The organism is Streptacidiphilus albus JL83 (genome assembly GCF_000744705.1).
GTDB lineage: Bacteria > Actinomycetota > Actinomycetes > Streptomycetales > Streptomycetaceae > Streptacidiphilus > Streptacidiphilus albus.
This window is the reverse complement of the sequence record NZ_JQML01000001.1, coordinates 9,197,374-9,210,960: the sequence shown is the minus strand read 5'-3', so window position 1 is coordinate 9,210,960 and position 13,587 is coordinate 9,197,374. Positions and strand designations below refer to the sequence as shown.

Below are 13,587 nucleotides of genomic sequence, written 5' to 3'. Positions count from 1 at the left end.
GTGATCCCCTGCCTGCGGCTGGAAGTGACCGACCGTCACCACTCCCCGTGCGGCGGACGTGCTGCGGTGGAGCCATGACGGGATGCCCCTGCGGTCAAGCAGGCGTCCGCACCATGGCACGGCCTTGAGCCACATTGCGATCCCGGCACCCGGGCAGCGGCGATGCGAGCCCGCGCGGGGCTGCCGCCGACCAACTTCCACTCTGAGCAGGCATTTCGACCATGGGACGGGCGGTGCCGCCGGCGCACACAATTGGCGCATTCATGTCGCACGGACATTCGCCGGTGTTCGACCTTGCTAGCGTCTGCTCACGTTGATCGGGAACACCTCCCGAGCCACCGGATCGGCATGGACCACCGCCGAGAATCCCTCCTCCTCCGGTACCCCGTACCTCGTCTCCCTGCGGCGATTCGCAGCGGGAGCATTCTCGTCCACCCTCCTTCGGGCAGTCGTGCCCGGCTTCCCCATGCGCTGACGGAGATCACCGATGTCGACCGAGACAGACATGTCCGCCTTCCAGGGCCGACCCTGGTCCAGCCTGAGCACCGCCGCCGCCCGCAACCTGGCGACCACCACCAAGTCCGCCCCGCAGATGCGCGGCATCACTTCGCGCTGGCTGCTGCGCCGGCTCCCCTGGGTGCAGGTCAACGGCGGCACCTACCGGGTCAACCGGCGGCTCTCGCTGGCCGTGGGCCGGGGCCGGGTCGGCTTCGTCCAGGCCGGTGCGGACGACGTGGCGATCGTGCCCGAGACCCTCCGCGAGATCCCGGTGCTGCGCGGTCTCGACGACGACGCGCTGCTCAGCGAGCTGGCCGGCCGGTTCACTGCCCGCGACTTCCGCAGCGGCGAGGTGATCGTGGAGGAGGGCCACCCCGTCGAGGAGGTCTTCATCGTCGCCCACGGTCGCATCGAGCGGAGCTCGACCGGGAAGTACGGCGACCGCACGATCCACGGGGTGCTGAGCGACGGCGACCACCTGGGCGACGAGGCCCTGCTGCAGAGCGATCCGCTGTGGACCGCCACGGTCACGGCCACCACCGCCGGAACCGTCATGGTGCTGCCCTGGCAGTCCCTGACCGAGCTGCTCGACCGCTCGGAGGCGCTGCGCGGGCACATCGGCCGTTTCCTCGCGGCCTCCTCACGCAAGGTCAACTCCAAGGGCGAGGTGGAGGTCGCCGTCTCCGCCGGCCACGAGGGCGAGCACGAGATCCCCAGCTCCTTCGTGGAGTACGACCTCACGCCCCGCGAGTACGAGCTGTCGCTGACGCAGACCGTCCTCCGCGTCCACTCCCGCGTCGCCGACCTCTACAACGACCCGATGAACCAGCTGGAGCAGCAGCTCCGGCTGACGGTCGAGGAGATCCGCGAGCGCCAGGAGTGGGAGCTGCTGAACAACCGGGAGTTCGGCCTGCTGCACAACGCCGACTACGACCAGCGGATCAACACCTGGTCGGGCCCGCCGACCCCGGACGACATGGACGACCTGCTGTCGATGCGCCGCGGCACCGACCTGTTCCTCGCCCACCCCAAGGCGATCGCGGCGTTCTTCCGCGAGTGCAACAAGCGCGGCATCAACCCCGGCAGCACCGATGTCGGCGGCCACAGCATCCCCTCCTGGAGGGGCGTGCCGATCTTCCCCTGCGGCAAGATCCCGGTCACCGACGGGCACACCTCCTCGATCCTCGCGATGCGCACCGGGGAGGACCGGCAGGGCGTGGTCGGGCTGCACCAGACCGGCCTCCCGGACGAGTACGAGCCCAGCCTGAACGTCCGCTTCATGGGCATCGACGACACCGCGCTCATCCGCTACCTGGTGACCGCCTACTACTCGGTGGCGGTCCTGGTCCAGGATGCCGTCGGCATCCTGGAGAACGTCGACATCGCCGCTCCCCGGTCCTGACCGCCACCGCCCCAGGACAGGAGGACCCGATGCCGGATCCACGACCACCCGCCGCCCGAGCAGCGCGGCGGCTGCCGACCGGCCCCACCGGGCTCGGCACCTCGGCGGCCCGGATCGCCGACCTGCGGCGTCCCCGGGCCGACCCCGCCGCCCCGGGGACGGCAACGCCCGCAGCGGCGGCGACGCCCCGCGGCGCGGGCGCCGTGCCCGAGCTCTACTGCCCGCCGGCCCTGCGCGACGACCCCGCGCTCGGCGAGGAGGTCAACGAACGCCTGGTCCAGTGGGCCGAGCAGATGGGCATCTACGAGGGCCGGATCGAGGAGTTCCGCAGGGCGGACTTCGGCCGGCTGCTGATGCTGACCCACCCCGACACCGACGACCCCGACCGACTGCTGGCCGCAGGCCGGTGCATGGCGGCGGAGTTCGCCGTCGACGACTACTTCTGCGACACGGCCGCCACCGGCGGCCGGCCCCAGCGGCTGGGCCCCGAGCTGATGCTCTCCCAGTCGGCGATCGACCCGGCCCGGATGCCGCTCCGCTACCGGGAGCAGTACCGACGCGCCCTTCGCGAGCAACCGGTGTGGCACGCCCTGCACCGGTCCGTCGAGCAGCTGGCGGAGTACGCGGGCGGAGCGCAGATCAACCGGCTCAGGCAGGAGCTGGCCGGTCTGTTCCTCGGCATGGACGCCGAGGCCGGATGGCGCATCGACGGCACCCCGCCACCGGTCTGGGAGTACCTGGCCAACCGTCAGATGAACAGCTTCCTGCCGTGCATGACGCTGGTCGACTCCGTCGGCGGGTACGAGGTACCCGCCGAGGTCTACGGACGCCGCGACGTCCGCAACGCCACGCTCCAGGCCGCCCTCGCATCAGTGCTGCTCAACGACGTCTACTCGATGCACAAGGAGGGCGGCGCCCAGGGGCTGGAGTACAACCTGCCCACGGTGCTCATGGCCGAGGACGGCTGCTCCCTGGAGCAGGCGATCCGGCGCTCCGCCGACATCCACGACGAACTCGTGCGCTCCTACGAGGCCTCCGCGGCCGTCCTCAGCCTGGCCGGGGACCCGGTCCTGACCCGCTACCTCGGGGCGCTGTGGGCCTGGCTCGGCGGCAACAAGGAGTGGCACGCCGGAAGCCCCCGCTACAACCGAACCCAAGGGAACTGACCAGATGACGATGCTCGACGCCCCCGCCCCGGTCCTCGCCACCAAGTACCAGCAGTCCGTGGCGGACTACTGGAACAAGGAGAAGGACCCCGTCAACCTGCGCCTCGGCGACGTCTCCGGCACCTACCACCACCACTACGGCATCGGCGACGTCGACGGGTCCGTGTTCGAAGGCCCCGAGGCCACCCGCGACGAGCGGACCATCAGGGAGATGCACCGGCTGGAGGCCGCCCAGGCCGACTTCCTGGTGGACCAGCTCGGCGCCCTCGCCGCGGAGGACCGGATCCTGGACGCCGGCTCGGGCCGCGGCGGCACCAGCTTCGTGGCCAACCTCCGGTTCGGCTGCCAGGTCGACGGCATCTCCATCTCCGAGGAGCAGGTGAAGTTCGCCAACAACCAGGCCCGGGAGCGGGGCGTGGCCGACAAGGTGGCCTTCCACTTCCGGAACATGCTGGACAACGGCTTCGCCGACGCCACGTTCCGGGCGATCTGGAACAACGAGAGCACCATGTACGTGGACCTGCACAAGCTCTTCGCGGAGCACGCCCGGGTCCTGGCGCCGGGCGGACGCTACGTCACCATCACCGGCTGCTACAACGACGTCCACGGCCGCCAGCCGTCCCGGGCGGTCAGTCAGATCGATGCGCACTACATCTGCGACATCCACCCGCGCAGCGAGTACTTCGCCGCGATGGCGGCCAACAACCTGGTCCCCATCAGCGTGGTCGACCTGACCGCCGCGACCATTCCCTACTGGGAGCTGCGCGCCGGCTCCTCGGTGGCGACCGGCATCGAGTCGCCGTTCCTCACCGGCTACCAGGAGGGAAGCTTCCAGTACCTGATGATCGCGGCCGACAAGGTGTGATCCGAACGACCGCGGCGGTGACCGTGGCCCCCGCTTCCTGCCCCGCAGGTGGCGGGGGCCGCACCACCGACCCCGCGCCCTCCGGCGCGTGAGCGCTACCGGCTGAGCGCGCGCAGCCGCAGCCGGCGCGGTTGCAGCACGGTGGACAGCCGCGCCGGGCGGTCGTCGAGCGGGTCGCCCGGCACCGGGGCGGGGTGCCAGCGGGCCAGCACGGTGGCCAGCGCGATCGCCGCCTCGGCCCGGGCGAAGTCGGCGCCGATGCACTGGCGCGGCCCGTTCGAGAACCCCGCGAATCCCCAGCGGGGCAGCTCGGCGGCCCGCTCGGGCAGCCAGCGGTCCGGGTCGAAGCGGTCAGGATCGGCGAAGATCCGCGGATTGTGGTGGGCGACGTAGGGACTGAGCAGCACCTGGCTGCCGGGGGTCAGGGTGCGCCCGCCCAGTTCGACCTCGCGGGTGCAGGTGCGCAGCAGCACCCAGCCGGGCGGACGCCGGCGCAGCGACTCGGTCAGCACCCGTGCGGTGTAGGGGAGATGGGGCAGGTCGGCCCACTGGGCGGGGCGAGCCCCCGGCAGCACCGCGTCGAGTTCCGCCTGGAGGGTGGCCAGTACCTCGGGATGCGTCATCAGCAGGCGCAGTGTCCACGAGAGTTGGGAGGCGGTGGTCTCGGCGCCGGCCAGGAGCAGGGTCACCACCTGGTCGTGCAGCTCGGCGTCGGAGAGTGCGGAACCGTCCTCGTCCCGCGCGGCCAGCAGGCCGGCCAGCAGGTCCTCGCGTCCGGGGGCGCCGGCGCGGTACTCGCGCACCAGTTCGGCCACGGTGCCCGCCAGGGTGCGCACCGCCACCCGGTAGCCGCGCCCCGGAGGCAGCAGCATCACCCGCCGCAGCGCCCCGTCGAACGCGGTCGCGAAGGCCTGCTGCAGCCGGTCGGCCAGCGCGTCCGGCACCTCGGTGCCCAGCAGGGTGCGCGCCACCACGCGCAGCCCGAAGCGGTAGCAGGCGGGAAAGACCTCCACCGTTTCGCCGGGCTGCCAGGAGTCGGCCAGCACGGCTGCCTCCCTGGTCATCACGGCGGCGTACTCGGCCACCCGCTCGGGGCGGAACTCCGGTTGCAGCATCCGCCGCTGGCGCCGGTGGTCGGCGTGGGCGCAGGTGGCGAGACCGTTGCCGAGCACCCGCCGGAACCGCTGGTAGAGCGGCCCGCCCTTGTCGAAGGTCCGGTCGTCCGCGTACACCTGCCGCAGCAGCTCCGGATGGCTGGGAACCACCAGCCGGGTCGGCCCCAGTCGGATCTCCACCAGGTCGCCCAACTCCGGCAACCGGCCCAGGAACCCCGCCGGATCCCGGACCAGCGCGGGCAGGTGCCCGAGCCCCGGCCAGGCGCCGGGCGCGTCGGCCCGGCGGTACGTCGTGGTCGCGGCGGAGCGTGCTGGCGAGGTCACAGCACCAGGGTAGGCGCGGGCGCGGGTGGCGGGGTAGAGCGCCACGGGCGGGCTCCGGGAAACGGGGCCGACCACCGAAAACCCGGCGTGGAGCGGACGGGTCAGCCCTCCGGGTGGGAGGCCGCCCAGCCGTGTTCGAGCAGGGCGAACACCTCGTCGGCGGCACGGCGCGGTTCGCTGTGCCGGAGGATGAGGCTGCGGGCCTCAAGGGCGAAACGGGCCAGGGCGGCGCAGCTGACGTCGCCCTCGGGGGCGCCGACAGCCTCGGCGACGGCCCGCGTCAGAGCCGCTTCGTGGCGCGTCCACATCCGGTGGGCGTAGTCGCGCAGCGCAGGGGTCTCCTCCACCAGCCGCGTGAAGTCGGCGAATCGCGGGTCCTCGGCATGGACGGCGAGCTGACTCTGCTTCAGCAGGATGTGCTCGCGCAGCGCCTGCGGGATCGACCGGCCCGGGGTGCGGTCGCGCACGGCGGCGACGAGCGCCGCCTCCAGGTCGTCGTCCTGGTCGAAGACCAGCGCTTCCTTGCCGGAGAAGTGCTTGAACAGGGTGGTCACCGAGACGTCGGCGGCGTCGGCGACGTCCTTGACGCCGACCTGGTCGTAGCCGCGGTCGAGGAAGAGTTCGAGTGCGGCGTCGGCCAGGGACTGGCGGGTCTGGGCCTTCTTGCGCTCGCGGCGCCCGGTCGGTTCGGTCACTCGTACACCGTACCTCAAGGTGCAGCGACTTTGAAAGTGTAGTCATTGCACTTATTTGGCGAGTGTGCTTTCTTGGTGGAGGCCGGATCTGCCGGCGGCTCACCACCTACCTAGGGACACCCCCCATGAACTCTGCCCGTGCTCCCCGTATTGCGATTGTCGGTGCCGGCCTCGGCGGCCTCACCTGCGCCCGGGTCCTGCAGCGACACGGCCGCTCGGTCACCGTGTTCGAGCGCGAGGCCTCCGCCGACGCCCGCCCGCAGGGCGGCACCCTCGACCTGCATGCCGACACCGGCCAGGCCGCCCTGCGGGCGGCGGGGCTCCTCGACCGCTTCCACGCCCTCTCCCGCCCGGAAGGGGACGAGTGGCGTGTGCTCGACTTCGCCAGCGCCCTCCCCCTGGCACATCAGGTTCCCTCCGCCGACAGTGGCCGACCGGAGATCGACCGCGGCCAACTGCGCGGCCTGCTCCTGGACTCACTCGCCGAGGGCACGGTGCGGTGGGACCACGCCGTCAGCGCGGTCACTCCGTTCCCGGACGGCACCTGTCGGCTGCTCTTCGGTGACGGCAGCGCCGAGGACTTCGACCTGGTGGTCGGTGCCGACGGCGCCTGGTCGCGTGTCCGCCCGGCGCTGTCGCACGCCGTACCCGCCTACACCGGCATCACCTTCGTCGAGACCGGGTTCGACCACTGCGACACCCGCCACCCCGACCTGGCGCGACTGGTCGGCAACGGATCGATGCTGGTCAAGGGCGCCGGCAGGTCGCTGGTCGCGCAACGCAACAGCAACGACCACATCCGCGCCTACATCGCGCTGCGCGCGCCGCAGGACTGGTACCTGACGGCCGGCATCGACCTCGGCGACGAGCCGGCCGTGCGGTCGCACCTGCTGCAGGCTCTCGACGGCTGGGACGAGAGCCTGCGCTGCATCCTCCGCAACAACGACAGCGCATTCGTCAACCGCTCGCTGTTCGTCCTGCCCGCCGAGCACACCTGGGATCACGTTCCCGGGGTCACGCTGCTCGGCGACGCCGCACACCTGATGCCCCCGGTCGGCCTGGGCGCCAATCTCGCCATGCTCGACGGCTCCGACCTCGCCCACGCCCTCGTCACCGAATCCAGCGTCGACGACGCCGTCCGCGCCTACGAGAGCGTCATGCTGCCGCGCTCGATCGAGGCCGCGACGGGCAGCGCCCAGGGACTCGACCATCTCGTTCCCGCGACGACCTCCTGAGCCGGGTCCGTCGACGGCATCGCCGGAGCTGACGTCGCCCTCGCAACGGCCATCTTCCGGACATCTGCCGTAGGTCCGCCGACGCCTGGCGTTCTCAGTGCCGACGGCCAACACTGCTACCAATGACCCGCACACGACAATTCGTTACGACGGGAGTGAAGCAGTGGCCATGAGAACGCTCTGGAGGGTGCTGGGCAGTGTGCTGGCACTGATCGGCGCCCTGCTGGTGGCAGCGCCGGCCGCAACGGCGGCCGCCACCAGTGGAAACCTGATCGTCAACGGCGGCGCCGAGGCCGGCTACTGCACCAAGGACTGGACGGCGGCGACGACGATCCCGGGCTGGACCGTGCTCTCGGGCAGTCCGGACGTCATCTGCTACACGGCCGGCAGTTTCAGCTACCCCTCCAGCCCCGCGCCCGGCACCGCGTTCTTCGCCCCCGGCGACCAGGGCGACGGCGCCATGCAGCAGACCGTCAACGTCTCCTCCGCCGCGACGGCCATCGACGGCGGCGCGGTGACCTACAACCTGTCCGGCTGGCTCGGCGGCTGGACCGTCTATGCGGGCTACGTCCAGGTCTCGCTGCAGTTCCTGAACAGCGCCGGACAGCAGCTCGGGACCACCGCGGACCTGCCCACCGTCTCCGCGGCGAACCGCTCCGACGCCACCTCGTTCCTGGCCCGCAGCGCCACCGGGACGGTCCCCGCGGGCACCCGCTCGATCCTGGTCGAGGCGCAGTTCCTGGACAGTTCCAGCGAGGCCGGCTACCTGGACAACCTCTCGCTGACCCTGGACACGCCCGTCACGGCCGCCGTCCTCACCCCGCCGGTCTCCGCGGTGCCCTCCTACGCCCACGTGTTCATGGTGATGATGGAGAACACCGACTACAACCAGGTCATGAACGACCCGGCGGACACGCCCTACCTGCACAGCCTGATGGCGCAGGGCGCGACCATGGCCGACTACCACGCGGTGTACCACCCCAGTGACGAGAACTACCTGGCCGTCGCGGGCGGCGACACCTACACCACCGGCGCCACCTACTACCCGAACATCAACGACCCGGGCACCAACCTGGGCGACGAGGTCGAGGCGTCCGGCAAGACCTGGAAGGCCTACGAACAGGGCATGGGCACGCCCTGCAACACCACCACCCAGTACGACTCCTACTACGAGCCCGACGACGCGCCGTTCTTCAACTACACCGACGTCAGCGGCAACGCGAGCCGGTGCGCGGCGCACCTGTTCGACACCGGCCAGCTGACCACCGACCTGAAGAGCGCGGCCACCACCCCGAACTTCTCCTGGATCGCGGCGGACGACTACTACGACGGCGAGTCCTCCGGCAACGGCAGCGCCACCAGCCTCAAGACCCAGGACGGCTGGCTCCAGCAGACCCTGGCGCCGATCATGGCCTCCCCCGCCTGGACCACGCAGAAGTCCCTGCTAATCGTCACCTGGGACGAGGACAGCAGCGAGCCCGACAACCACGTGCTCGCCATCGTCGACGGCTCGCAGGGCACCGTCCCGGCCGGCACCGTCAGCCAGAGCCGCTACGACCACTACAGCACCGGCCGCACCATCGAGGCCGCGCTCGGCCTGCCCGGCATCACCGCCAACGACACCTACGCCACCCCGCTGAACGACGCCTTCGTCCCCAGCACCGCGCCCGCGCCCACGAGCACGCTGACCACCGGCACCCCGACCGTGGCCAACGGCGCGACCGTCACCTTCCAGTACTCGACCCCGCCGACCTCCGCCAACTCGGACAACTGGATCGGCATCTACCCCACCGGCGTGACCCCGGGCTCCAAGTCCTCGCTGACCTGGCAGTACGCCCCCACCAGCAGCGGCAGTCTGAACTTCGCCACCAGCAGCCTGTCCGGCCCCGGGACCTACGCCGTCTGGTACCTCTACGACAACGGCTACACCGCACTCGCCGGGCCGCTCACCCTCACCGTGAGCTGATCCCGCGACCGACGGGCCCCGCCGGTGCCGCCGCCCCGCCCCGAGGGCAGGTCGGCGGCACCGGCGCGCGGTGCGGGCAGCGCCTCTCCCGCCGGGTCGCCTCGATGCCGTCCGTGCCGCGCTAGTCGCGGTCGCTCGGCGGGTTGCGCGGGAGGGGCTCGGCGATCCCTGTGCCCAGGGCGCCCAGCGCCGCACCCAGGGCCAGGCCCGCCGTGGCGACGGCTGCGCCGCGCCGACCTGCGATCTTGAGCAGCCCAGCCGCGACCAGGGCGACCGTTCCGCCCACCGGCAGGTCCGCCGTCCGCAGCCGGGTGCCCGGCAGCGGCTTTGCCCAGAGCGGTGATGACGGCGCGCGGTGGGCGTGCCGTGTCACCACGACGCCGGCCGCGAGTCCGGCAGCCGCGGGGACCCAGAACGTTGACTTCGACATGTACGTACCGTACCCGGACGCTGCCCCTGGGCAGGTTCAGGGCCGCTGCTCCCAGCGCTTCACGATCTGGTCGAACTTGTCGAAGAACTCGGGGTCCTCGGAGCGGATGCTGTTCTCCAGCCCTGGGAGCCATACCTTGTGCCCATTGGCGAGGGTGACCTTGACGGCCTGCCAGTTGGTGCCCCGGTACCGGTCGGCCACATCGATGGAAGCGACCTTCGCCCACGGGATCGACCGCTTCAGCAATCGTCCCCGCTCGACGGCCAACCCGGTCGCGGTGACGGTGGTGGTGCCCACGCGGGTGACCCAGAGGTACAGGGTGAGCAACGCCGCCGCACCGAAGGACGACGCGTAGGCAGCACTGCCGCACTGCGGCTCGAGAAGGCGCGAGCCGCCCACCCCGAGTACGGCGAAGACCGCGACGCAGGCCACCGCCATCGCTTGTCGGTAGTGCTCGCCGGACGCAAATATCAGTTCGTTCACTGGGCGAAGTGTAGTTCTCGGCAACGATCCGGAGCTCAGCGCCCCGGTCTCACGACTGTCACCAACCGCGAGCGCGAGGCACTCCTCCTCGTGGCCGAGGGGCGCTCCGGCGCGTGATCGCCCGGCACCTCCGTATCGGGCCCGGGACCGGGTCCGGCTCGCCGTCATCGCCTGCCGCGCCGACCTGGCCGGATCACAGTGAACGCCGGTCGCCCCGCAGGCGACAGTGCCGTTGAGGACGCTGGTGACGAGAGCTCAGACCGATTGCAGGAAGGGCGGTCTGTCGATCGCTCCGTTGGGCGATCCGGCCGTGAACCGTGGGCCCGCCGCGTGCGTATGACCACTGAAGCGATGCGCGGGCCGACGGGTTCGCCACTGCGGCCACACACTGCCGAAGGGGGCGCCCGGTCGATCTTCTGTCATGCGCACATCACACTGCGGTTGAGCTGCGCCCGAACGGCCCAGCTCATCGACGTGTGTCGGGCAGCAGGCCGCCGTACGTGGCCGGGTACTGATCCGCCCGAGCAGGACAGGGAAGCGAACGCCGCATTCACTTCACCGGAGCGCACCAGCAAGGGTGCGCGTCCCACACTCGATGGAGGCATCTGATGTCGCAGAACAAGCTCTGGCCGCACCTCCTCTCGCTGTTCCGCGTGATCGTCGGGGCGCTGTTCGTCTGCCACGGCGCGTCCACGATCTTCGGCGTGCTCGGGGGCAGTGCGGGCACCGGGGGCGCGACCCCGGTGGGAGCGTGGCCGGGGTGGTGGGCCGCGCTGATCCAGCTCGTCGGCGGCGCCCTGGTCGTGCTGGGGCTGGGCACGCGCGCCGCAGCCCTGCTGTGCTCCGGGTCCATGGCCTACGCGTACTTCACCATCCACCAGGAGAAGGCACTGCTGCCGATCCAGAACGGCGGTGAGGCCGCCGTGATGTTCTGCTGGACCTTCCTCCTCATCGCCCTGGCGGGTCCGGGCACCTGGGCCCTGGACACCCTGCTGGCACGCGGCCGACGCGGATCGGCGCAACCACCGCTGGCAGCCGCCCCGCTGACCGACAGCCTCTCGGCCTGACCACGGCAGTCGCACCGGGACCAGCGACGCCCCCGACGATTCCGTCGGGGGCGTCGCGAGCCCAGGCTGGGCGGGGCGTCGGAGGCGGCGCTCGGGGAGCGCGCGGGTCCGGTGCTAGGGAGCCGAGTTCGGTACGTTCGGGTGCTCGGCGAACTCCATCGCGGGGGTGGCGCCCGGTTGCGTGTAGTCCTTGCTGACCTGGACGCACTCGTTGTTCGCGGCGCCGTTCTGGGCGTAGGCGCTGGCCAGAGCGACGGCCGTGTTCACCGGGGGCGCCACGGGCTTGGAGTTGGGGAAGGACTTCCCGCTGGTCCAGTCGGCCCCCAGGACGAGCTTCAGGCCTGCCGTGGCGCCCTGCTTCAGCGCCGTCGCGGGCAGGCCGAGGGTCTTGGCCGTGGTCTGCGCCTGTGCGGCCTGGCCCGGTCCGTAGGTCAGCGTGGTGGTGGCCGGGGACGCGGAGTCGGGGTATCCGGCCGTGGCGGAGTCGAATCCGTCGGCGACCAGTTGCTGGGCGATGACGTCGGACCAGCCGTTGACCTCGGTGCCGTTGTAGACGCTCACGGTGATGCCGGACACCGGCACCGAGGGCGTCGGGGCGGCGGTGGCGGTCGCTGTCGTGCTGCGGGCGGCGGCGGCCGCCGAGCCGCTCGGGCTGGTCAGGGACTGGTCGTTGGCGATGGCGTTGAACAGGGTCTGCGCCCCGGGGCCGATGAGGACCCGCGAGCTGTTCTCGGGGTCCGCCACGTTCTGCATGGTGGTGAAGGTGATCCGGTTGGTGGCGACCTTGTTCATGTCCTGCGCCATCTCGACCAGCTTGACCGGGCTGTCGATGTTCGGGCTGACCGTGAGTGCCTTGGTGGCCGCGTTGGCGATGCTCAGCAGGGCCATCGGGTTGGAGAGGGTCCCGCCGCTCTTCAACTTGTTGATCATGTCGGTGAAGAAGATGTGCGTGGCCGTGGTGCGGCCGACGTTGTCGCTGCCGTCGCCGAAGGAGTCGCGGGTGCGCAGGAACTCCAACGCGGCCTTGCCCTCCAGGCTGTGCGTGCCGGCCGTGAGCTTCAGTCCGGAGTTGAGGTCGTACATGTTGCTGCTGACGCAGACGTTCACGCCGCCCAGGGCGTTGGACATGGACTCCACGCCGCCGAAGTCGACCATGGCGAAGTCGTCGATGGTTATGCCGGTGAGGTGGTGCACCGCCTCGGCCGTGCAGGAGGGGCCCTGCTGGAGGCTGGAGTTGATCTGGCCGTAGCGGGCGCCGACGCTCGTTCCGGTGGTGGGGTCGGTACAGGCCGGGAGGTTGGTCATCAGGTCGCGCGGAATGCTCATCACGGTGATGTTGCTGCGGTCGGCGGAGAGGTGGACCACCATCTCCACGTCGGCGTTGGCCCCGGTCCCGCCGTTCGCGCAGTCCCCGCCGGCCGCGCAGTCGGCGGCCGTGTCACGGGTGTCGGAACCGATCAGCAGCAGGTTGTAGGGCTTCCGGCCGAGGGCGTCCGCCTTCTCCACCCCCACGGCGGCGGCCTGGTTCCCCGTGTACAGCTTGGCCGACTTGATATTCCCGGCCAGATGGAAGTACAGGTATCCGGCTCCGCCACCGCAGACGACCAGTAGCGCCGCGGTACTGATGCCCACGACTTTCAAGGCCCGCTTACGACCCCGCTTTTGGGACCTGCGTATTTCGGCCCGGGTGAGCTGCCCGGTGAGGGAGTTCTCAGGCGCGACCGGCGGGCGGACCGCCCCTGCGGCTCGTTTCCCACTCATGCGCCCCTCCGATATCCGGACACGTTCAGCTACTCCTTGTCGACCGTCAGCCATGACCGGGGCGGATCCACAGATGCGGCCGTCCGCTCCACCGGGACAACGCATCCGACCTGCTCCAGGGGCTGACGGATCCTGCAGTATGCCAGCAGTCGGACGGAAGACGTCAATGGCGCGGTGGCGGTTGCCGTCGGGCGATGTGAATCGCATCGCTCTGCCGGAACCCGGTGACTCGAATGGTGCCGGATATTACTGGGAGTCGTCTGTGCGCATGCTGACATGTTTTCTTCGCGTCAAACCGGGGCCTTGCACGCCATGCGTGGGGATACGCCCGAAATCTTCCCGCCCGCGTTTCCGGTCGCACGGCCGGACCGGGTCTTTCCCGGGCAGTCGCCCCGAAAGGAGCGAAGCCCGGACGGATTGTCCCCGGGGTCCGGCTCGTGCTGGACGGTGCTCGGCCCAGGCTCCGGTAAGCTGGTGCGGATCGAAGGGGAGTAGCCCCCTACCGGAACGTCGACATACCGGCGCGCAGCGATGCGGGCCCGGCGCCCGGGGCACTGCGCGCGAGCCGTTCAGGTGGAGC

Annotated in this window: 11 protein-coding genes; 6 read left to right on the top strand and 5 right to left on the bottom strand. The window is 70.8% G+C overall.

Annotation, left to right across the window (positions count from 1 at the left end):
- Positions 1-487 precede the first annotated feature (487 nt).
- From BS75_RS39905 to BS75_RS39895, 3 genes are read left to right on the top strand one after another with little or no spacing between them, the layout of a single operon-like run.
- Positions 488-1,900, top strand: a complete 1,413-nt coding sequence (locus tag BS75_RS39905; protein WP_034091706.1) for a family 2B encapsulin nanocompartment shell protein — start codon at positions 488-490, stop codon at positions 1,898-1,900.
- Positions 1,901-1,929: 29 nt separating this feature from the next.
- Positions 1,930-3,066: a family 2 encapsulin nanocompartment cargo protein terpene cyclase gene (locus tag BS75_RS39900; protein WP_197092008.1), complete on the top strand. Its 1,137-nt coding sequence runs from the start codon at positions 1,930-1,932 to the stop codon at positions 3,064-3,066.
- A gap of 4 nt (positions 3,067-3,070) precedes the next feature.
- Positions 3,071-3,931, top strand: coding sequence for a geranyl diphosphate 2-C-methyltransferase (locus tag BS75_RS39895; RefSeq protein WP_034091705.1), 861 nt, complete (start codon positions 3,071-3,073; stop codon positions 3,929-3,931).
- Between the two features lie 95 nt (positions 3,932-4,026).
- Here the strand turns inward: BS75_RS39895 and BS75_RS39890 are convergent, their stop codons facing one another.
- A complete protein-coding gene (locus BS75_RS39890) occupies positions 4,027-5,370 on the bottom strand; it encodes a cytochrome P450 (protein ID WP_034094737.1) in 1,344 nt (447 codons plus the stop codon).
- A gap of 101 nt (positions 5,371-5,471) precedes the next feature.
- Positions 5,472-6,065 (bottom strand): TetR/AcrR family transcriptional regulator, encoded by a 594-nt coding sequence (locus tag BS75_RS39885; RefSeq protein ID WP_034091704.1) that lies wholly within the window; start codon positions 6,063-6,065, stop codon positions 5,472-5,474.
- Positions 6,066-6,190: 125 nt separating this feature from the next.
- Between BS75_RS39885 and BS75_RS39880 the strand changes: the two genes are divergently transcribed.
- Positions 6,191-7,300, top strand: coding sequence for an FAD-dependent oxidoreductase (locus tag BS75_RS39880; RefSeq protein WP_034091703.1), 1,110 nt, complete (start codon positions 6,191-6,193; stop codon positions 7,298-7,300).
- 169 nt (positions 7,301-7,469) lie between these two features.
- Complete coding sequence (locus BS75_RS39875; protein ID WP_081983073.1) at positions 7,470-9,266, top strand: alkaline phosphatase family protein; 1,797 nt, start codon at positions 7,470-7,472, stop codon at positions 9,264-9,266.
- Between the two features lie 121 nt (positions 9,267-9,387).
- Here the strand turns inward: BS75_RS39875 and BS75_RS39870 are convergent, their stop codons facing one another.
- Positions 9,388-9,696: a hypothetical protein gene (locus BS75_RS39870; RefSeq protein ID WP_034091701.1), complete on the bottom strand. Its 309-nt coding sequence runs from the start codon at positions 9,694-9,696 to the stop codon at positions 9,388-9,390.
- Positions 9,697-9,732: 36 nt separating this feature from the next.
- Positions 9,733-10,179 (bottom strand): hypothetical protein, encoded by a 447-nt coding sequence (locus BS75_RS39865; protein ID WP_152646048.1) that lies wholly within the window; start codon positions 10,177-10,179, stop codon positions 9,733-9,735.
- A 608-nt stretch (positions 10,180-10,787) separates the two neighbouring features.
- Between BS75_RS39865 and BS75_RS39860 the strand changes: the two genes are divergently transcribed.
- Positions 10,788-11,246, top strand: coding sequence for a DoxX family protein (locus BS75_RS39860; RefSeq protein WP_034091699.1), 459 nt, complete (start codon positions 10,788-10,790; stop codon positions 11,244-11,246).
- 114 nt (positions 11,247-11,360) lie between these two features.
- On the opposite strand, the gene BS75_RS39855 is transcribed toward BS75_RS39860, so the two are convergent.
- Positions 11,361-12,878 (bottom strand): LCP family protein, encoded by a 1,518-nt coding sequence (locus BS75_RS39855; RefSeq protein WP_231608038.1) that lies wholly within the window; start codon positions 12,876-12,878, stop codon positions 11,361-11,363.
- Positions 12,879-13,587 lie beyond the last annotated feature (709 nt).

Coding starts and splice junctions, on each gene's coding strand:
- BS75_RS39905 (WP_034091706.1), top strand. CDS start 488: ATGTCGACCGAGACAGACATGTCCGCCTTCCAGGGCCGACCCTGGTCC.
- BS75_RS39900 (WP_197092008.1), top strand. CDS start 1,930: ATGCCGGATCCACGACCACCCGCCGCCCGAGCAGCGCGGCGGCTGCCG.
- BS75_RS39895 (WP_034091705.1), top strand. CDS start 3,071: ATGACGATGCTCGACGCCCCCGCCCCGGTCCTCGCCACCAAGTACCAG.
- BS75_RS39880 (WP_034091703.1), top strand. CDS start 6,191: ATGAACTCTGCCCGTGCTCCCCGTATTGCGATTGTCGGTGCCGGCCTC.
- BS75_RS39875 (WP_081983073.1), top strand. CDS start 7,470: ATGAGAACGCTCTGGAGGGTGCTGGGCAGTGTGCTGGCACTGATCGGC.
- BS75_RS39870 (WP_034091701.1), bottom strand. CDS start 9,696: ATGTCGAAGTCAACGTTCTGGGTCCCCGCGGCTGCCGGACTCGCGGCC.
- BS75_RS39860 (WP_034091699.1), top strand. CDS start 10,788: ATGTCGCAGAACAAGCTCTGGCCGCACCTCCTCTCGCTGTTCCGCGTG.